Here is a 19,914-nt window from a genome sequence, read left to right as displayed (position 1 = left end):
TCACTTTCCTTGTCCCATAACGCATTAATTGAGCGGGGCGTCGCTATCGCGGTTCAGACCGGGATGGTGGGGTCGAGCTTGCTGGCGATCTCGACCACCTCGGCCACCAGCTCGGCTGCGGCTGTCAACTGGTCTTCGGTGTGTTCGCTGGTGACGAAGAACCGCAGTCGTTCCTGCCCCGGCGCAACCGCCGGAGCGGTCACCGGTCCGACGTAGACGCCGCGCTGCAGAAGCAGCGAAGAGGCGAATACGACTCTGGCCACACTGGGAATCAACACCGGGCAGATCGGCGTGTTCTGGGACATTCCGAGGTCAAGATCGCGGTCCCGCAGTGCCGAGGTGAACAGCTCGGTGTTATGCCACAGCCGCCGAACCCGCTCGGGCTCGCTCTCCAGCACTTCCAGAGCGGTCAGCGCAGCGGCTGCGGCGGTCGGTGGAAACCCGACGGTGAGAAGCATTGCGGGAGCGGTGTTGAGTGCTTCGATCAAATTCGCGTTACCCGCTATGAACCCGCCGCAGCTGCCGAGCGCCTTCGACAGGCTGCCCATCCAGATATCCACGGCATCGCCCGGCAACCCGAAGTGCTCGCGCACGCCGTGCCCGCTTGCGCCGAGCACACCGATCGAGTGCGCCTCGTCGACCATCACACCGCAGTCGAATTCCCGGGCCACTGCGGCTATTTCGGGCAGCAGGCCGATGTCTCCGTCCATGCTGTAGAGGCCTTCGATGACAACGAGTACCCGGTTGAAGCGGTCCCGGGATGCCCGCAGGATGCCGCGTAGGGACTCCGGGTCGTTGTGGCGAAAGGTCATGACACGCGCGCCGGCCCAGCGGGCACCGGCAACGACGCTGGCATGAATAAGCGAGTCGCAGATGGCTGCATCACCCTCACCCAACAGGTATCCGAGAACTCCGGCATTGGTGAGGAATCCGCTGGTTGCGATGATGGCCGCCTCGACGTCATAGATTTGGGCCAGCCGCTGTTCGAGGCGCGGATACAGCTCGATCTCGCCTGAGGTGATGCGGCTGTTCGACGCCGAGGCACCGAATTGGGCCACCGCATCCTGAACGGCGCGAACCACTTTCGGGTGATGCGCCAGGCCAAGATAGTTGTAGCCGGCGAAGTTGGTCAGCTCCTGGTCCTGCACTTGCAGGACGGCGCTGTTATAGCCCTTGCGCTCGAGAAACAGCGGACTCGGCATTCCGGTCAGCTCCCAGATTGCGCGCCTGCGCGCGTTCAGTTCGCAGGCCGCGGCCACCAGGGGGTGGTCGGCGAACTTTTGGCGTTGACCCCGCTGCGGGAGGGGCGGTGCAACCGCCCTTCCCACGGCCGGCCGCACGTCACCGGAATCGCGCTGGGCGAGCAAGCGGCTGGCCATGTCGCGTATCGCGGCTTCGTCATGCTTGGCTTCAATCATTTCGTGGCTCCTGCGACGATCGTCTCGGCGAGCGCGGCGCCGGCCTTCCGCAGGTTGTAGCTGGGTCCCAGCATCAGCGTGTTCAGCGACACGCCGATCGCCTCGCCGGTGCGGGCGCTGAATTCGACAGCCATCAGGGAGTTCAGCCCGAGTTCCATGACGGGTACGTCGATGTCGATGGACTCGGTCGACACACCCATGACGGTGGCGAGTTGCTCTGCGAGCATGTACCCGACCACCGCGCCGCGCTCGGCTTCGTCGAGGGCAACCAGGTTGGCGCGCAACCGGTCTTGGGCGGAATTCGACTCGGCGGCCGTGGAGATCACCGCCGCGGTGCGCAGCAGATGACGGAAGTGGCCGAAAACCGTGTCCAGCTGAGCCCAATTGATGGAGATGATCGACGCCTGCCGGACACCCAACCGGAGCGCTTCTTCCAGATATAGTGGGCCGTCGTCCATTTCGATGGGGTCCACGCCGCAGGCAATCATGTGCCGGGCCAGGATTTCGTCGGTGGCCATGCCGCCACCCGTTCCGGACATGTGGCCCCAGCCGATGCAGATTGCCGGCTGGCCCTGGTGCGCAATCGAATCGGTGAGAGCCTGTACGGCGAAGTTGGCTGCGGCGTAACTGTATTGCCCAAGCAAACCTAGCATCGTGCCGGCTGACGAATAGAACACGAACTGGTCGAGGCTGATTCCCGCGGAGCTGACAGCCGAGCACAGCGCGCGCCCGCCGTGGACCTTGACTTCATATACCCGCTTGAGGTCGGTGAGGTCCATGTCGGCGATGCGTTGATCGGCGATGGCTCCGGCGGCATGGAAGATTCCGCGCAGCGGGCGGTCGCCGCCATTGCAGCGACTGACCAGGGCCGTCACCGCGGCGGCGTCCGTCATGTCGACCGACTCCTCGGTCACTTCGACTCCGGCGGTGCGCCACTGCGCAATCTGCTTTCGAGCCAATTCCGTTGTCGCACCGCTCCTGCTGGCCAGCACCAGATGCCGGGCGCCGCGTCTGACCAGCCACCGTCCGGTCGCCAGGCCGAAGCCTCCGTGGCCGCCGGTGATCAGATAGGTGGCTTCGGGATCGGTGATGACGTCGTGCCAACCGGGCTTCACCGGTGGCGTGTGGTCGACGAAACGAAGCGCGATGCGACTGGTCCGGCTGGAGCGGAACACTTCTTCGAGGGCCCGGCCGATGTCGGCTGCATCGAAAACCTCGACGGGCAACGGCTGGTAGATGCCGCTGGCGAATTTGTGGTAGATCTCGGCTTCCAACTTCAGGCAGGCGTCCGGGTCCCAGGCCATGAATCGATCCATGTCGATCTGGAAGTAGCTGAGGTTCTTGTCCAGCACCGCCATATCCAGGCTGCTATTTCCGTAGATGTCGGCTTTGCCGACTTCGACAATGCGGCCGAACTCGACAACGGCCTCGAAGTTGTGCCGCAAGATCTCCCCCGGCGCGCTGCTGATGATCACGTCGACACCACGGCCGTGGGTCAGTTCCCGAACGTCGTCGACGAAGTTCAGGGAGCGTGAGTCGATCATGTAGTCAGCGCCGGAGGCCAGCGCGAACGAACGCCGCTCGTTCGTGCTGGCCGTGCCGATCACCTCTGCCCCGCACAGCTTTGCGATCTGGATGGCAGCCTGGCCGACACCGCCGGCCGCGCCGTGAATCAGCACTGTCTCACCCGGCTTCACCCGGGCCAACTCCAGCAGGGCGTATTCGGCAGTGATGAAAGCGGTCATGCTGGTACAGAATTCGGGGCGGAAGCGGCTGTCAGAGGACGAAGGCACTTTGATGCACAACGCCGCATCGGCGATCTGGTAGCGGACGAGCATGCCCTGGGCCGCGGTGGTGACCACGTCGCCGATGTGGAAACCGTCCACCCCCGGGCCGATGCGGGTAACTATTCCGACGCCCTCCATACCCAGCTCGGTGCCGAAATGGGTTCCTTCGAGCTCCTTTTTGCCGAGCAGCCCGACTACCTTGATGGCGTCCTTGTAGTTCAGGCCGACGACCTGCATGCGCAGCTCGACTTCGCCGGCTCCCGGCTTCCTCCGGGGGCAACGGCGCCAGCCAAGATCCGACAGGATTCGCGACTTGGGAATATCGATGGTGAAGTTGGCTTCCGGGTCGGTGAGCTGGTGTGCCTGGGCCATCGTTTCCAGCCGCTGCGGCAGCGTCCTCCCGACGACAAGGGCCCACCGGGAACCGTTGCGCAGGATGACTTCGTCGGTGTGGTCCGGGGAGAAGGCACCTGGAACCGCCAGCTCCGAGATGAGCTGGGAGAGTTCGGTATCGGGCCCCACGTCGATCAACCGCCACCGCAACCGCGGCTGCTCGGCGACCAGGGAACGCCGGGCCCCGGCCAGCCCGGCGTGGCTCACGTCGGGCGCGCCAACGTCGCTGGGGTGGGCAAAGGCCTGTTCGGTAATGATGCTGGCGCAAAACGAATCATCGCCGAGCGCCTCGAGTTCTTCGGGCTGGTCGCCCCTCGTCTCCCGGACGAACCGTTCGATGGTGACAGCGATCTGCTTCAACAGCCACAGTGCAGCGATGTCGTCGGCGCAACGTCCGGCAACGGTACAGACATGCAGCCGCGGGAACTTCTCCGACGCCTCCCGAAGCATGCGCGTGAGCTCGGCGTCGAGCTCGGCCGCATCGCTGCAGTGGTACAGGGTGGCGTGTGGCAGAGCGTCGGAAAGTTGTTGGGCGCGTGGCTCGAGACGGTCACCCAACGCCAACACCAAGGTCGCCGTCTGCTCGGCCGATGGCAGCGCCGTGACGTCCAGATCGTCGCACAGCTCCCATACCTCTTCATAGAACAGCGGATCGAGACGGTCGATCGGCTCCTGCCCGGGCGTGATGGAACCGAATCGCACGCCCGAAAGCTGCACGCAGGCCAGGTGTCGCGGGTCGAGTATCACGATGTCGGCGCGCAGCGGATCCGTGGGGTGCACGGTGGTGAGCACCTCGACCCGTTCGGGCAGGGGTGTGAACACGCGCACCGCGTCGACCCCGATGGGGACGATAGTTCCCAGCGCGCGGCCAACGGACTGTTCGATCAGCGGCGAGATCGTATGCAGCGCGGCGTCGATGACGCCGGGATGCACGAAATGCCTTGTGTCATCGAGTGATCGTGCGTCCACGGTGGCCACTGCCTGCTTGGCGTTCGCCCGCAGCGATGTGACCCGCCGGAAGCCGGGACCGTAGGTCATGCCGTTGCTGGCCAGGGCTGCATACAAGTCGGCGGGGTCTATCTCGGCCATGTCGCTGGCGTCGGGGACGTGATGTTTGGTGGGTAGACACTTTGCGTCAACCAGCCGGCCGGTGGCGTGGGTTGTCCATGTCCTGCCGGTGGCACTGCGCGATCGGATGGTGAAGCGGCGACTTGCCGCATCGAGCTCGGTGCGCACTATGGCGCCGTCGGCGGGATTGAAAAACAGCGGCGCGGCAAAGCGGATGTCTTCGGCTATGGCCGAAGTGAGCCCGCTGCGTTCGGCTGCCACGCTCAACGCGGCATCCACGTACGCCATACCAGGGAGCAGACACGCGTCGTCGACCACATGATCGGCGAGCCAAGGGAGCGCCTGCCCACTGACGTGGAGTTCCCACGCGGACGGGTGGTCAAGGTCGGGGTCACCCAGCATCGAGTAGCTGTCGTGGGTCCCGTACTTCATCTGCACGAATTCGGGTAGTTCGTCGCGCAGCCGCTGGCGCTGCCAGGGATACCGGGGAAGCTCGAAATACGGAGTGACCCTGGTGCACAGATCGCTGGCGTCAAGCGCACCGGCGGTGTACAACTCGGCGATCGTCTTGCGGACACTCTCGGCATCGGGTTGGCTGCGGTGCAGGGTGGGAATTGCCGCTCCCGGTTCATGGCTTTTCAGCAACAGCTCGCGGATGTTGGCCGAGAGTGCCGGGTGCGGGCCTATTTCCAAGAAGGCGCGGTGACCCGCGCTCAGGAGCGTCTTGATGGCGTCGGCGAACCGCACCGGCTGCCGCACGTTGGCGCACCAGTAGTCGGCGTCCAGGGCACCCGTCACCGCGTCGGCGGTAACCGTGGAATAGAGCGGGACCTTAGGCTGTTGAGGCGCGAGAACGGCTAGCTCGGAGCGCAATTCGCCGAGTATCGGATCCATCCGGTGACTGTGGTAGGGCACTTCCACGCGCAGCAGGCGATTGAAAACGCCTCGGTCGGTGAGGGTTTGAGCCAAAGCTTCCAATTCGCTCACGACGCCGGCTACCGTCACCGCCGACGGACCGTTGATGGCCGCGACATCGATGCGCGTGTCGTCGCCGAGCAGCGGTTCCAGCTCGCTGAAGGGCAACCCGACGGCGAGCATGCCGCCGGTTCCGGCCGTAGTCGCCTGCAGTCGCGCCCGATGGTAGGTGACCAGCAGCGCGTCGTGCAGTGACAGCGCCCCTGCCAGGTAGGCGGCCGGCACTTCGCCCATGCTATGCCCGACCAGGGCACTGGGTGCGATTCCGAACTGGGCCAGTTCGCGGGTAAGTGCCACTTGCAGAAGGAAAGTGGCCGGCTGCGCGACAGCCGTCGACGTAACTCGGGAATCCTCCTCCGGGCGCAACAGCTCGGCCACGATGGACCAGTCGGCAATTTCCTGGAAGGCGGCGTCGATCCGAGCGGCTTCGGCGGCGAATATGCCTCCGGCATTGAGCAGGTCGCGGCCCATCGCCCACCATTGCGTGCCCATCCCGGAGAACACGAAGACCAAGCCCGCGGAATTGTCCACCACCGAACCGACCGGGGCGGCGCCAGATGAGATCTGCCGCAGGCGCTCGGTGAGCTCTGTCGAATCAGTAAACGCCACCCCGGCTCGATGGCGGTGGTGCGCACGGCGGCTCCAGGCCGCCTCGATCAGCTCGCCGGGGTCGGTACCGGCTTCCACCAGATCGGCGTATGTGCCCGCCAGTTTCCGCGTCGCGGCCTCGCTGCGGGCCGACAGCGGGAATACCCCGGCATCGCGGCGAGTCGAGGGCACAGCGGGCGTGTTCGGCGCCACGGGTGCGTCCAGTTCGGCGAGGATCGCGTGCGCGTTGGTGCCGCCGTAACCGAAACCGTTGATGGCCACGGACATCCGATCGACGGCGGCATCGACCGCCTCCGGTTCCACCTGGACCGACAACCGCAACTCGTCGAACGCAATGTCGGGATTGGGATCGTCAAACCAGCCTTGCGGCGGCAGGATCCGGTGGTAGATCGCCAAAGCTCCCTTGATCACGCTCGCGATGCCCGAAGCCGCTTCGGTGTGTCCCAGCGTCGCTTTCAATGAGCCAACCGAAAGCGGCTTGGTGCGGCCCTCAACACATCCATACACGCGACCGAGCGCACCCAGCTCGATCGGATCACCGACCGGCGTTCCGGTGCCGTGCGCCTCGACATAGGTCACCTGGTGCGCGGCGATGCCGGAACGTGCGCACACCGAACGCGCCAGCGCCTCCTGCGCCTTGCCATTTGGGACGGTGATGGCGCTGGTGCGGCCATCCTGGTTGGTCCCGGTTGCCTCCACGACCGCGTAGATGCGATCTCCGTCGCGCAGGGCGTCCTCGAGCCTGCGCAGCACCACCATCCCGGCCCCCTCCCCGCGGCCATAGCCGTCGGCGCGGGCGGAAAACGGCTTGCTGCGCCCGTCTACCGCCAGGAAGCCGCCCTTGCACATCGACACGAATGTCTCCGGCTGCAACATGAGGTTGACACCGCCCGCCAGAGCCATATCGCAGTCACCGTTGGCAATACCTTGGCAGGCCAGATGGAAGGCGACCAGCGACGAAGAACATGCCGTATCGACAGTCAGGGCGGGCCCCATCAGGTTCAGCGCATAGGCCAGCCGGTTGGACAGCATCGTGAACGAGGCCGCCGTCGACGTGTTCATGTCGATGTGGGCCACCGCCGATGCAGCCATGGTGGTGACCGAGAAGTCGACATTGAAGGCGCCGACATAGACGCCTACCCCGCTGCCCGAGAGCCGACCGGCCACACCGGCATCGTCGGCCGCCTCCCAGGCGACCTCCATGATCAGGCGCTGCTGGGGATCCATGCTCGTGGCCTCGCGCGGCGATATACCGAAAAACTCCGGGTCGAACTGCCACGGATCGCAGTCCAGAAAAGCACCCCGCTTGGTATACATCTTTCCGGCAGCGCCCTTGTCCGAGTCGTAGAAGCGCCGGTAGTCCCAGCGATCGGCCGGTATATCACCAATGGCGCCGTCGTTCTTGTTGACCACAAAGTCCCAGAAAGACTGCGGAGAGTCGATACCACCGGCATACCGGCATCCGATTCCGACGATCGCAATTCGGCTCACTGCGTAACTCCTATGCTGAAGAAGGCGACGAAATTCCGACAAAGCGATACGTCTTCGCCAGGTAGCGCATCGCCGGTAAAAATGGTTCCGTAAACCGTCTGGTTACCCCATTACGGCATGGGACAATAACGGCTCGCTTACGCCATATATGGCGGTCCAGCAATCAGCGCGAACCGATCTGGGCAACCTGAGGATGCAACCGGGAATCCCGGAGAGGGATTACCCGATAGGGAGGCTGGGCGCGGCCGCAGGGCTATGATGGTGCGTCTCCTCCTCCATACGGATCTTCCTTTGCAGATATGTCATAAACATGGGAATAACGAGCTGTGCGTACCGCAGCACCCCATACCGGCGCGCCCGGGCCACCGGCGCCGATCTCAGCTAGTGATGAGCCTCGCGCACGTGTCGTGACCAGGACCAAGCCTTGCCATTTGCAACTGTCCTCGATGTCAAGTTAGCTCAGCGTCGGCTCGCTGTCAACCCTGATTGACAGTATCGAGTTGAACGGGTCCGCGGCAGCGTGCCGGCCGGCTCGTCCATGCCGACGAGCGCGCGGCCACGATCGGTCGCGCTGCTGGGGATCTGCCGCAACTGCCGGCAGCCGGCCGTGGCGCCAACGAAAGCCGTTGTCGCCAAATCCCCTTGACTCAGATCCCAAGGTTGGACGCGCCGGTACCGAAAGAACGAGTTAGTTCGTCGCGAACCGTAGACCCTCGTCGGTGATCTTGCGATGCCGGATCAGCCAGAGGTCGTTCAGGTAGTTGTGGTTGACCCGCCACGGATTACGCGAACCTTGCCTGGGCATCCACTCCAGCACGCGCAGCACATAGCCTGGCGTGAAGTCCTCGACGAACGGTCGCTCCTCGACCCCTGAGCCCGGGCGCTCGGCCACCACCATTCCAAAGCCGTTGGCGTCCATGTATTTCAGTAGTCGGCAGGCGAACTCCGAAACCAGGTCGGCCTTCAGTGTCCACGATGCGTTGGTGTAGCCGAACGTGAAGGCCATATTGGGCACACCGGAGAGCATCATCCCCTTGTAGGTCATGGTTCGGGCGAGGTCCACGGGTCGGCCGTCGATGCTCACCGTAGCACCGCCGAAGAGCTGCAGGTTCAATCCCGTTGCGGTCACAATGATGTCTGCGGGCAGCTCACGACCCGAGTCGAGCAAGACGCCGGTTGCGGTCAACCGTTTGATGGTGTCGGTGACCACCTCGGTCCGCCCCTGACGGATGGTGCGGAACAGATCGCCGTTCGGTGCTATGCACAACCGCTGGTCCCATGGATTGTATTGCGGACCAAAGTGTTTGTTCACGTCGTAACCCTCGGGAAGCTGGCGCCGGGCCAGCTCGATCAGCCGGGCTCGCATGCGCTGCGGCCACCTCCGGCAAGCCCAGTAGAAGGCCGCCTTCTGCAGGATGTTCTTCCAGCGCACCGCGGCATAGGCCCTATCTTCGGGCAGCCAGCGATTCAGCCTGTCGGCCACGGCGTCGCGGTCCGGTTCGGCCATGACGTAGGTCGGTGAGCGTTGCAGCATGGTGACGTGCTTTGCGCCCGAATCAGCCAGGGCCGGAACCAATGTGACAGCGGTGGAGCCACTGCCGATCACGACCACCTGCTTGCCGGAGTAGTCGAGTTCCTCGGGCCAGTACTGCGGGTGGATGATCGGCCCGGCAAAGGTCTCCGAGCCCGCGAAGTACGGCGAGTAGCCCTGCTCATAGTAGTAATAGCCGCTGCATAGCAGCAGGAACGAGCAGGAGATCGTGACCGAGGACGCGATGCGGCTGCCCGCGTTGACCTGCTCGACGCGCACGATCCAGCGGTTCTCCGCACTTTTCCAGTCCGCCTTGATGACCTTGTGGTTGTAGCGGATGTGCTCGTCGATGCCGCACATCGCCGCCGTGCTCTCGAGATAGTCGAGGATGGGCTTGCCGTTGGCAATGGCCTGTCCGGTCCATGGCCGGAAGCGAAAGCCCAGCGTGTACATATCGGTGTCGGCGCGAATGCCCGGATATCGAAAAAGATCCCAGGTGCCGCCCATCCGGTCGCGCTTTTCCAGGATGGCGTAGCTCTTGCCGGGACAACTGTTTTGTAAGTGCCACGCCGCGCTGACACCCGAAATGCCGGCACCCACCACTATTACGTCGAGGTGCTCCGTCATGGCCGCATGCTATCAATCATGACAGTCACTGACAGCTTCCAAAGAGCTGAATAATTCCTGTGCAAATCCCCAGACCGGGGGCAACGTTTGTGGTGTGGCGTAATTTGGTGTCAAACTGACCGGCAAAATCCTTAAATCCTCTATGTTCACCATTGACCGTCGCAATTGCCCGGCGAAGCATTTGTGGCGTAGTTCGTCCGCCGAACCTGACGGGAAGACCTTTGATGCTGCACCGACTCGCGATGCTGGCCACCGCCGCGCCGCGGCGCATTCTCGCGGCCGTCACCCTGGTGATGATCGGCGCGGCCGTGTTCGGCCTCCCGGTTATCGACCATTTGTCCGCCGGCGGATTCGAAGACCCGAATTCGGAGTCGGCGCGAGCCAGTGAACTGCTTGCCGACACATTCCACCAAAGCGACCAGCAGCTGGTAATCACGGTGACGACGCCGCAGGGGGCCACCAGCTCTTCGGCCCGCGCGGCAGCATTGGGCATCGTCGAAAAGCTGCGCGCGTCACCGCATGTCCTCAGCGTCACCTCGCTGTGGACCGAGCCGGCAACCGCCTCATCGGGACTGCTGAGCAAGGACGGCAAGACCGGTCTGATCGTCGCCAACCTCGCGGGCGGGGAGGACACCGCCCAGAAATATGCCCAGAAATATGCCGATGAACTGGCAGATGAGGTGGCCGTCGGCCACAGCGGGGTGGTGGTTCGCGCCGGCGGTGGGGCCATGATTTACGCACAAGTCAACGACCAGACGGTACGTGATCTGTTGCGGATGGAGCTGATCGCGATACCGCTCAGCTTTGTCGTACTGGTCTGGGCCTTCGGCGGGTTGCTGGCGGCGCTGCTTCCGGTCACCGTCGGTGTGCTGGCGATCCTGGGCTCACTTTCGGTGCTGCGGTTGATCACCTACGCCGCCGACGTGTCCATCTACGCGCTCAACCTCACCATGGCCATGGGCTTGGCGTTGGCCATCGACTACACGCTGCTGATCATCAGCCGCTACCGCGAGGAAGTCGCCGCTGGCACCACCAGGGACGAGGCGATTGTGCGCACCGTCTCGACAGCGGGCCGCACGGTGCTGTACTCGTCGATGACGGTTGCCCTGTCGATGGCGGCGCTGGCGCTTTTTCCCATGTACTACCTGAGGTCGTTTGCCTACGCCGGGATCGCCACGGTGGCGTTCGCGGCGGCAAGCGCGATCATCGTTGCACCGGCGGCGATTGCCCTGCTCGGCGACCGCTTGGATGCTCTGGATTTTCGCCGCTTCCTGCGCCGAGTGTTGCGGCGGCCCAAGCCCGGACAGCGTCCGCTCGAGCAGTTCTTCTGGTACCGGTCGAGCAAGATCGTCTTGCGTTACCGCATACCCATCGGACTGGCCGCCGTGGCGCTGCTGCTACTCCTCGGCGCGCCCTTCCTGCACGCCCGCTGGGGTTACCCGGACGACCGCGTGCTACCGGCGTCGGCGTCCTCGCGCCAGGTCGGCGACATGTTGCGCAGCGACTTCACCGACGACAACGCGAAATCCATTCAGGTCGTCATCCCCGAGGCCGCCGGCCTGACGCCCGACCAACTCGGCCAATACGCCGCCGCGCTGTCGAAAGTCGATGGTGTCCTGGACGTCTCGGCGCCGCAGGGCACCTATACCGACGGCAGAGCCGTCGGGCCCCCTGACGCGCCCACGGGCGTTGCCGGTGGCAGCGCCTTTCTCACCGTGAACAGTAAGGCTCCCTTGTACTCTCACATTTCAGATGCCCAGCTCGACGCGTTGCACGCGGTCCCGCCACCCGAGGCGCGCGCGGTCGAATTCGGCGGTTTGGCCCAGACCAACCGCGACAGTGTGGATGCCATCCGGGCCCGAATACCGTGGGTGCTGGGTTTCATCGCCGCGGTGACGTTCACCCTGTTGTTCTTGCTGACCGGCAGCGTCGTGTTACCGGTCAAGGCGGTGATTCTCAACTTCATGTCGCTGACGGCCGTTTTCGGCGCGCTGGTCTGGGTCTTCCAGGACGGACACCTCGCTGGCCTGGGTACCACCTCCACCGGAACCTTGGTCGCCAACCTGGCCGTGTTGCTGTTCTGCATCGCGTTCGGTTTGTCGATGGACTACGAGGTCTTCCTGATCGCCAGAATCCGCGAGTATTGGAGCCAGCTGATGCGGGATGCGTCCGCCATGACCCCGGCCGCACGGCGGGCCGCCAATGACGACAGTGTCACCCGCGGCCTGGCCCACACCGGCCGGGTGATCACCGCCGCGGCGTTGATCATGGCGATCAGCTTCGCAGCGCTGACTTCTGCCGACGTCTCGTTCATGCGGATGTTCGGTCTGGGGCTCACGATAGCGGTGCTGGTCGACGCGACCGTGGTGCGGATGATCCTGGTTCCGGCGTTCATGTACCTCATGGGCCAGTGGAATTGGTGGGCGCCGGCGCCGTTGGCGCGCCTGCACCAGCGCGTCGGCATCGACGAATCCGCAAGCCTGCCTTGATCTTCGGTCGGTGACGGAACTTGCGCGCCCTCGAGCCACCAATCTCGCGGACACCCGCGAAGCGCCCGATACCAGCGTCAGCAAACTGCCCACCAACTACCGTGAAACCACGATGACACTCGGCATTTGCCGAAATGACGAATGACCCTAGCAAGCCACAGCCAATGGCCCGTAGCGTCGACGTCGTGGACATCGAGGTGCTCGCGAACGCAGTCCTGCTGGCCTGCCGAGCACCGTCGGTGCACAACAGTCAACCGTGGCGGTGGGTCGTAGAGCGCAATGCCAACGTCTACGCCGTCCACCTGTTCGTCGATCGCCACCGAATCGTACGGGCCACAGACCATTCCGGCCGTGAAGCACTCATCAGCTGCGGCGCGGCACTCGATCACCTGCGCGTCGCGATGGCGGCCGCGCAGTGGCAGCCGAGCATCAGTCGCTTCCCCACCCCGAGTCACCCCGACCACCTGGCCACAATCGAATTTCGCCCCACCGATCACGTCACCGCGGCCCAGCAACAGCGGGCCGAGGCGATCCTGCAGCGCCGAACCGATCGGCTTCCATTCGACCGCCCCAGTTACTGGGACCTTTTCGAGCCAGCTCTGCGCGCCGCCGTCGACGACGACGACGCGACCCTGGATGTCCTCGCCGACGAGCAACGACCACTACTGGTGCAGGCGTCACAGTACAGTGAAGCCCTGCGTCGTGACGATCCGTCTTATCATGCCGAACTCGACTGGTGGACTTCGCCGTTCGCATTGGCAGAGGGTGTGCCCCCGAGCGCGCTGGCATCCGACACCGAACGCCTCCGGGTCGACGTCGGCAGGGATTTCCCGGTGCGAAGCCACCACCAGCGCCGCCCGCAGATCACGGCCGACTGGTCGAAAATCCTGGTGCTGTCCACACCTGAAGACACTCGGCTGGACGTATTGCGGTGCGGCGAAGCGCTGTCGACTGTCCTACTCGAATGCACCATGGCCGGCATGGCGACCTGCACGCTGTCCCATCTCATCGAATCGAGCGAAAGCCGCGACCTCGTCCGTGGCCTGATCGGCCACCGCGGCGAGCCGCAAGTCCTGGTACGCGTGGGGATCACGCCACCAATCGACGACGCTCCCCCGCCCACGCCGCGGCGGCCGCTGAACACCGTCCTTGAAATTCGCGAAAAGCCCGAGAAAGGTTGAGCCGATGCCCGACGAGCCAGTTACCTTCCTGTCAGACGACGAGAGTTGGAAACTCCTGAGCAGCGCCGCGCTCGGCCGACTAGTGACAAGCATCGCCGGCGAGCCCGAGATCTTCCCGGTCAACTATGTCGTGCAGGATCGCACCGTGCTGTTCCGGACGGCCGAGGGCACGAAACTGTTTCTCGCCGTGACGAACAGCCCGGTCGCATTCGAGGCCGACGACCACGACGCCGCGGAAGGCTGGAGTGTGATCGTCAAAGGCCGCGCCCAGGTCCTGCGAACCGACGCAGAAGTTCAGAAGGCCGAACAGGCCGGCCTACGACCCTGGATCGCGACGTTGAAGCTGCACTACGTGCGGATCATCCCGACCGAGATCACCGGCCGCCACTTCATGTTCGGACCGGAGCCGGACCGCTCCGACACGTTCGCGTGACGGTCATTCACACGACCAGAGATAACGGCCCCTTGGTGCGGCGGGCCTTGCGCCGCTTGCTGATTGCCACCAGCCGTGCTACCGCGGCTTCGATTCCCCGCGCCAGTTGGTCGACATCGCCCACCGCGTCGTAGTCGGTGAGAATGCCGAAGCACAGGTCGTCGGCGTAGCTGAGCATCGCGACACCGGTTCGCAGGTGCATCGCCAGCGGCGGAACCGGGAATATCGCGACCACCCTTTTGCCCAAGACTTTCAGCGGGTGACGCGGCCCGGGCACATTCGTCGCCACCGTCACGATCCCACGCTGGGGCAACCGCATCAGCAGGCCGACCGCCCGGGCTGTCATCGCGAATGGAATGCGATTCGCAACCGACATGAACAGGTTTCCGGCTTGCGGCTGACCGCTGGTCTTGGCCTGGCTCAATCGTTCATGCACGCTTCGCAGCCGCTGCACCGGATCCTCTTCCTCCACGGGAAGATTCGGAAGCATCGCCGATACGCGATTGTCGATCTCGCCGAATGCGTCCGTAGAACGGACCGAAACCGGTACCAAGGTGCGCAACGAACCCGGCCGGGGCCGCTGCCCACGCGCCACCAGGATGTTGCGGTAGCTCTCGGTAATCGCCGCCAGGGCAACGTCGTTGATGGTGACACCGAACGTCTGACACACCAAATCGAGATCGGCCAGCGAGACCCGCGCCCCGCCGAACCGACGCAGGTCGCTCAGCGGCCCGTTCAGCGTCGACTCGGCGGGGGTCAACAAACCGGCGAGCAGTTCGCCGGCGCCCCGGACCACGCGGACGATGCCTGAGGTGATCGCGCCTGGCGCAGTCCACAGGCCGCTCAGCAGGCTCAGTGGATTCGAGGCGCCCAGCTCTGGTTTCAGCGCGGCGTGGGTCTGGTCCGCGAAACTGTCCCGAGCGACATGACCGCTGGGGTCGCACAATCCGGCCAGGATGTGAGAAGCCGCGATTCCGTCGGCCATGCAGTGGTGGACCTTGGTCAGCATCGCCCACCTGTCGTCGGTGAGACCTTCGATGACCCAGAGTTCCCACATGGGGCGGTCGCGGTCCAAACGCCGGGCCATCACGTCGGCGACCAGCCGGTACAGCTCGCGGTCGTCGCCCGGATGCGGCACCGCAACCCGCCGCACGTGCCGGTTGATGTCGAAGTCCGGGTCGTCCACCCATTCGGGAGCACCCAGGTCCAAAGGGTGTAGCCGCAACCGTTGCCCGAACCGCGGACAGGCGCGAATGCGCTCGGCAAACAGCGACACCAGCACATCCTGATCGGGCGCGGGGCCTTCGATGACCGCGAGGCCACCGATAGCCAGACTGACTCGCGGATCAACATCTTCGGCCTTGAGAAACCCGGCATCCAGCGTCGTCAGGTGAGTCATCATCAGCGTCTTTTCCCAGTTATCTGCAACTCTCGGTACCACTATGCCTCGCGACTCGGCATCGCGGCAGGGCCAAAGGTCCCTGCTTGCCGAGGGCTTCGTCCTCTGCCACGATCAATTGCCCCGCCCCGATCCTTGATGCATGACAGCGATGGGACGGCTGGTCTGAATCGGAAAGGCAGCCATGAATGCCCAATTCCCCGACGCGGGCGCCCTTCGAGCGGTCCTCACGCTGGCCACCCGTGCGCCTTCGGTCCACAACACCCAACCGTGGCGGTGGCGGGTGGGCGCGCCAAGCCTGGACCTGTTTTCCGAGCCCGACATGCAACTGCACAGCACCGACCCGGACGGGCGCGATCTGATCATCAGCTGCGGTGTCGCCCTGCATCACTGTGTCGTTGCGTTGGCGTCGATGGGCTGGCGCGCCAAGGTAAACCGACTGCCCGATCCGGACAACCCCCGCCACCTCGCGGCCATCGAGGTCCGGGCCCAGGATGCCGATCACGCCGACATCGCACTCGCCGCGGCCATCCCGCGCCGCCGGACCGACCGTCGGGTCTACAGCAGCTGGCCGGTGGCCGGAGGTGACGTCGCCCAGATGGCTGCGCGGGCGGCTCGCTGTGGGGTCATGCTCCGCCAGGTCGACGCGCTGGACAAGATGAGATCAATTGTGGCCCAAGCTGTGTGGCGCCATGCGGGCGACGAGGGCTACATCCGGGAGCTCACGACCTGGAGTGGCCGGTACGGCGGCGTGGCCGGGGTTCCGGCCCGGAACACTCCACCGTCGGATCGCAGCGCCCCGATCCCTGGCCGGCTATTTGCGGCCCCGGCGCTGGCCCAACCCTCCGGTGTCTCGCCCGCCGACGACGGCGGCGTCATCCTGGCACTGGGCACCGACCAAGACGACCGGGTGTCTCGGCTGCGGGCAGGGGAGGCAACCAGCGCCGTCCTGTTGACCGCGACCGCCATGGGATTGGCGTCCTGTCCGATCACCGAACCTTTGGAGATCCAGAGCACGCGCGACGCCGTTCGCGCGGACGTGTTCGGCGACAGCGGCTACCCGCAGATGCTGCTCCGAGTCGGTTGGGCGCCGATCAATGCCGACCCGTTACCCGCCACACCGCGGCGTAGTCTGTCGCAGGTCGTCGACGGACCCCGAGAGCTACTGGAGGAGCGGCGCTGACCAGCGCAGCAATGTGCCGCCACTGGCAGTGGCTTCGATGGCGAATTCGCCACCGGCCTCCTCAGCGCGCCGGCGCAGATTGGTCAGGCCGCTGGCGGTGAACTGGTCGGGCATTCCGCATCCGTTATCGCTCACCTCGATGCACAGGTCGTCGGCGACTTTGACCCGGACCATCAATGTCGTGGCCCGCGCGTGGCGGACGGCGTTGCTGACCGCTTCCCTGACCATCGCCTCGGCGTGATCGGCCAGCAGGTTGTCGACAACCGACAGCGGGCCGACGAATTGCACGGAGGTCCGCAATCCCGATCCGGCGAATTGGGCGACGGCGGCATCGATTCGCTGCCGGAGCCGGGTGATGCCCTGTGAGCCTCCGTGCAGGTCGAAAATCGTGGTGCGGATCTCCTGGATGACCCCCTGCAGATCGTCGATCGCTTCCGAAAGTCGTTGCTGCACTTCCGGAACCCGCGCCCGGGGGACGGCAGCCTGCAACGCCAGACCGACGGCGAAGAGGCGCTGGATCACGTGGTCGTGCAGGTCGCGTGCAATCCGGTCGCGCTCGGTCACGACGTCGAGCTCACGCATCCGGCGCTGGGAGCCGGCCAGCTGCAGCGCCAGCGCGGCCTGGTCGGAGAAGGCCGCCATCATCTCGAGTTGGTCCTCGGTGGCCGGTCCGGAACTGTCGTGACGCAACAGCACGACGACGCCGGCGCACGTATCGGTGGCCCGCAGCGGCAACAGCAGCGCCGGACCCGCGACGTCGACACCGTCCAGCTCAAACTTCTCGACCTGTTTCGGGCTGCTGTCGGCGCAGACATCCGCGAGCACAGTGTCCGTCAACGAAATGACCTGCCCCATAACGGGAGCCACGGCGCTGCCGACCGTCTCGATCACCAGCACCTCGGTCACCTCGGCGGCCGGCACGTTCTCGTCGAGCGGTATCGCCACCAAGGCCGCATCGGCGGCGGTCAGCTTCAGCGCTTCCTCGGCGACAAGCCGAAACACCGTCGCAGGCTCGGCGCCGGAGAGCAGCTCGGTCGCAATGTCGCGGGTGGCCTCTATCCACGACTGTCGCGTCGTGGCCTGCTGGTAAAGCCGGGCGTTCGCAATGGCGATGCCCGCGGCCGCGGCCAGCGCCTGGACCAGCAATTCGTCGTCGTCGCTGAACGGCTGACCGTTGGTCTTGTCGGTCAGGTACAACGTGCCCAGCGACATGTCGTGCACCCGAACCGGCACCCCGAGGAAGGTGCGCATGGGGGGATGGTTGGCTGGAAAGCCCACCGACGCCGGATGCAGTGAAAGGTCGTCCAGCCGTAGCGGTTTGGGCTCATCGATGAGGAGACCGATGATGCCGAGGCCCTGCGGCAAGTGACCGATCGCCTGGACGGTCTCTTCGTCGAAGCCCTCATAGACGAACTGCAGCACCCGCTTGTCCCGATCGTGCACCTCCAGGGCACCGTAGCGGGCATCGACGAGATTGGTCGCCGAGTGCACGATCGTGCGCAGGGTGACGTCCAAGTCCAGACCCGACGTGACGACGAGCATGGCTTCCACCAGGCCGTCGAGGCGGTCGCGGCCGTCCACGATCTGCTCGACCCGCTCCTGCACCTCCACCAGCAACTCACGCAGCCGCAGCTGAGAAAGCGTTTGGCGCAGTGGACGCAGACCGGAGTCCAGGGTTGTGCCCTTGTTGACGGGAAGTCCGTTGTCAGCCATGGGTGTGCGTCACCCGGCGCCCGGCCGCGAGCGCTGCAACTGCGTTGCGAATACCGCGGCCTGCGTCCGGCGCTCCATTCCCAGCTTGGCCAACAGCCGGGATACGTAGTTCTTCACCGTCTTTTCGGCCAAGAACATCCGGTCGGCGATCTGCTTGTTGGTAAGACCCTCGCTCAACAGTCCCAGCAACGTCCGCTCCTGGTCGGTCAGGCCGGACAACGGGTCCGGCTTCTCGACACCGCCCCGCAGTTTGGACATCAACGCGGCCGCTGCCCGATTGTCGAGCAGCGACCGTCCCGCGCCCACTTCTTTGACCGCACGGGCCAATTCCATTCCCTTGATGTCCTTGACGACATATCCACTGGCACCGGCCAGGATCGCATCCAGCATCGCCTCATCGGAGGTGTACGACGTCAGGATCAGACAGCGCAGTTCCGGCATGCGCGACAACAGATCTCGGCACAGCTCGATGCCATTGCCGTCGGGCAACCTGACGTCGAGCACCGCCACGTCGGGGTTAGCCGCCGGAATTCTGGCCATCGCTTCGCCAACCGAACCCGCCTCACCGACGACCTCGAGTTGGGGGTCCGCGTCGAGCAGGTCGATCAGACCGCGACGTACCACCTCGTGGTCGTCGACCAAGAAGACTGTTACCAAGACTTCACTCCTGAGATAGTCCCGAACATTGGTTGTTCCTACAAGTTGCCACTGCGCACGGTCAGCACCGAGCATCCTGCGCTGTAGACGTTGCACGCCTGTGCGGCATGGGAGTCGGTGACATACAGCTGGTCCGGTTTGGCGTTGGCGGCGATGTAACGGCAGGCATGTCCGCGGATGATGGTCGACTCGACCTTGACGTCGGGGTACAGCCGCGTCCACCGGGCCAGCCGGCGGCTCAGTTGCGCTTGTGCCAACCGGTTCCCGTCGCCGGTGTCGCCCGCTGTGTCGGGCATGCGTGCCGAAAGAGCCCGCAGCGCAACTCCCCTCAGCCTTGCCTCCTCGAACGCATGTCGCAGCACCGAACCATTGTTCACCTCCGCGACCACTGTGCTGACTTTCGGCACCGGCACTCCGCCGGGGGGCACCTGGATGACCGCCACAGGGCATAGCGCCGACCCGGCCAGGGTCGCCGCGACCGAGCCCTCGCCGCGGCGCGCGTGGTTGAGCCCGATGGACCCGACACAGACCATCACCGCCGACCTGGACTCCTCCATCAGCTTGGTGAGCGGCCTGCCCCGTAGGACTTCGGTTTCCACCTTGACCGGGTGCCCGGTGGCTTCCACGGCACGGCATACGTCGAACAGCGCCGCGTGCGCCATGCCTTGCCGACCATCACGACCGCCACCGCCCGACGGTTCCAGCGGATCGATGACGTACACCAGGCGCAGCGGAATGTCGCGGCTCACCGCCTCGTCGATCGCCCACAGCGCTGCCTGGGTTGCTGCCTTCGATCCGTCGATACCGACGACCACCGCCGGAGCTGACGGGTTGCTCATCGCGCTCTCCTCTGCTGAGCCGTTGGCTACTCGCACGTTATCGATGAGGCACCCGCCTTACCCAGGGGCGTTGGTCCCGATATCAGTGCCATTGGTCCCTATAGAACAGCGGCCGGTCAAA

General features: G+C 64.9%; 11 protein-coding genes. 4 read left to right on the top strand and 7 right to left on the bottom strand.

The genetic code is table 11. From position 1 onward, the window contains the following. Window positions 1-53: 53 nt before the first annotated feature. The 3 genes from MKAN_RS21455 to MKAN_RS21445 form a co-directional block, all read right to left on the bottom strand. The gene (locus MKAN_RS21455) at window positions 54-1,418 is read right to left on the bottom strand and encodes an aminotransferase class I/II-fold pyridoxal phosphate-dependent enzyme (protein ID WP_023371963.1); all 1,365 of its coding nucleotides are present in this window, start codon (window positions 1,416-1,418) and stop codon (window positions 54-56) included. Beyond that, window positions 1,415-7,741, bottom strand: a complete 6,327-nt coding sequence (locus tag MKAN_RS21450) for a type I polyketide synthase (RefSeq protein ID WP_023371962.1) — start codon at window positions 7,739-7,741, stop codon at window positions 1,415-1,417. The genes MKAN_RS21455 and MKAN_RS21450 overlap by 4 nt, the downstream gene beginning before the upstream one ends. Window positions 7,742-8,429: 688 nt before the next feature. Beyond that, the gene (locus MKAN_RS21445) at window positions 8,430-9,899 is read right to left on the bottom strand and encodes a flavin-containing monooxygenase (protein WP_023371960.1); all 1,470 of its coding nucleotides are present in this window, start codon (window positions 9,897-9,899) and stop codon (window positions 8,430-8,432) included. 224 nt (window positions 9,900-10,123) lie between these two features. Here MKAN_RS21445 and MKAN_RS21440 point away from each other — a divergent pair, with 224 nt between their 5' ends. The 3 genes from MKAN_RS21440 to MKAN_RS21430 all read left to right on the top strand — a co-directional run bounded on the left by MKAN_RS21440 (window position 10,124) and on the right by MKAN_RS21430 (window position 14,002). Then, window positions 10,124-12,388: an MMPL family transporter gene (locus MKAN_RS21440; RefSeq protein ID WP_023371959.1), complete on the top strand. Its 2,265-nt coding sequence runs from the start codon at window positions 10,124-10,126 to the stop codon at window positions 12,386-12,388. 164 nt (window positions 12,389-12,552) lie between these two features. After that, on the top strand, window positions 12,553-13,569 hold the full coding sequence (locus tag MKAN_RS21435; protein ID WP_023371957.1) for an Acg family FMN-binding oxidoreductase: 1,017 nt from the start codon (window positions 12,553-12,555) through the stop codon (window positions 13,567-13,569). 4 nt (window positions 13,570-13,573) lie between these two features. Next, entirely contained in the window at window positions 13,574-14,002 is a 429-nt protein-coding gene (locus tag MKAN_RS21430; RefSeq protein ID WP_023371956.1) for a pyridoxamine 5'-phosphate oxidase family protein, read from the top strand. A gap of 7 nt (window positions 14,003-14,009) precedes the next feature. On the opposite strand, the gene MKAN_RS21425 is transcribed toward MKAN_RS21430, so the two are convergent. Next, window positions 14,010-15,401, bottom strand: coding sequence for a WS/DGAT/MGAT family O-acyltransferase (locus MKAN_RS21425; RefSeq protein WP_036391803.1), 1,392 nt, complete (start codon window positions 15,399-15,401; stop codon window positions 14,010-14,012). A 184-nt stretch (window positions 15,402-15,585) separates the two neighbouring features. Between MKAN_RS21425 and MKAN_RS21420 the strand changes: the two genes are divergently transcribed. Further along, window positions 15,586-16,584 (top strand): Acg family FMN-binding oxidoreductase, encoded by a 999-nt coding sequence (locus MKAN_RS21420; protein WP_023371954.1) that lies wholly within the window; start codon window positions 15,586-15,588, stop codon window positions 16,582-16,584. Here MKAN_RS21420 and MKAN_RS21415 read toward each other — a convergent pair. The 3 genes from MKAN_RS21415 to MKAN_RS21405 are packed head-to-tail and all read right to left on the bottom strand — an operon-like array spanning window position 16,564 to window position 19,793. Continuing rightward, on the bottom strand, window positions 16,564-18,297 hold the full coding sequence (locus tag MKAN_RS21415) for a sensor histidine kinase (protein WP_023371953.1): 1,734 nt from the start codon (window positions 18,295-18,297) through the stop codon (window positions 16,564-16,566). The genes MKAN_RS21420 and MKAN_RS21415 overlap by 21 nt on opposite strands. A 9-nt stretch (window positions 18,298-18,306) precedes the next feature. Continuing rightward, window positions 18,307-18,954, bottom strand: coding sequence for a hypoxia response regulator transcription factor DosR/DevR (dosR, locus tag MKAN_RS21410; RefSeq protein WP_023371952.1), 648 nt, complete (start codon window positions 18,952-18,954; stop codon window positions 18,307-18,309). Between the two features lie 38 nt (window positions 18,955-18,992). Beyond that, window positions 18,993-19,793, bottom strand: a complete 801-nt coding sequence (locus MKAN_RS21405; RefSeq protein ID WP_023371951.1) for a universal stress protein — start codon at window positions 19,791-19,793, stop codon at window positions 18,993-18,995. Window positions 19,794-19,914 lie beyond the last annotated feature (121 nt).

Origin of the sequence: Mycobacterium kansasii ATCC 12478, assembly GCF_000157895.3 — a bacterium.
GTDB classification, from domain to species: domain Bacteria; phylum Actinomycetota; class Actinomycetes; order Mycobacteriales; family Mycobacteriaceae; genus Mycobacterium; species Mycobacterium kansasii.
Note: the sequence above shows the minus strand (reverse complement) of the source record. Positions and strands in the feature narration are given on the sequence as shown.

Excerpts from the sequence above, each read along its gene's own strand:
- MKAN_RS21425 (WP_036391803.1), bottom strand. The coding sequence starts at position 15,401 with ATGACTCACCTGACGACGCTGGATGCCGGGTTTCTCAAGGCCGAAGAT.
- MKAN_RS21455 (WP_023371963.1), bottom strand. The coding sequence starts at position 1,418 with ATGATTGAAGCCAAGCATGACGAAGCCGCGATACGCGACATGGCCAGC.
- MKAN_RS21440 (WP_023371959.1), top strand. The coding sequence starts at position 10,124 with ATGCTGCACCGACTCGCGATGCTGGCCACCGCCGCGCCGCGGCGCATT.
- MKAN_RS21430 (WP_023371956.1), top strand. The coding sequence starts at position 13,574 with ATGCCCGACGAGCCAGTTACCTTCCTGTCAGACGACGAGAGTTGGAAA.
- MKAN_RS21415 (WP_023371953.1), bottom strand. The coding sequence starts at position 18,297 with ATGGCTGACAACGGACTTCCCGTCAACAAGGGCACAACCCTGGACTCC.
- MKAN_RS21435 (WP_023371957.1), top strand. The coding sequence starts at position 12,553 with ATGGCCCGTAGCGTCGACGTCGTGGACATCGAGGTGCTCGCGAACGCA.
- MKAN_RS21405 (WP_023371951.1), bottom strand. The coding sequence starts at position 19,793 with ATGAGCAACCCGTCAGCTCCGGCGGTGGTCGTCGGTATCGACGGATCG.
- MKAN_RS21420 (WP_023371954.1), top strand. The coding sequence starts at position 15,586 with ATGAATGCCCAATTCCCCGACGCGGGCGCCCTTCGAGCGGTCCTCACG.
- MKAN_RS21445 (WP_023371960.1), bottom strand. The coding sequence starts at position 9,899 with ATGACGGAGCACCTCGACGTAATAGTGGTGGGTGCCGGCATTTCGGGT.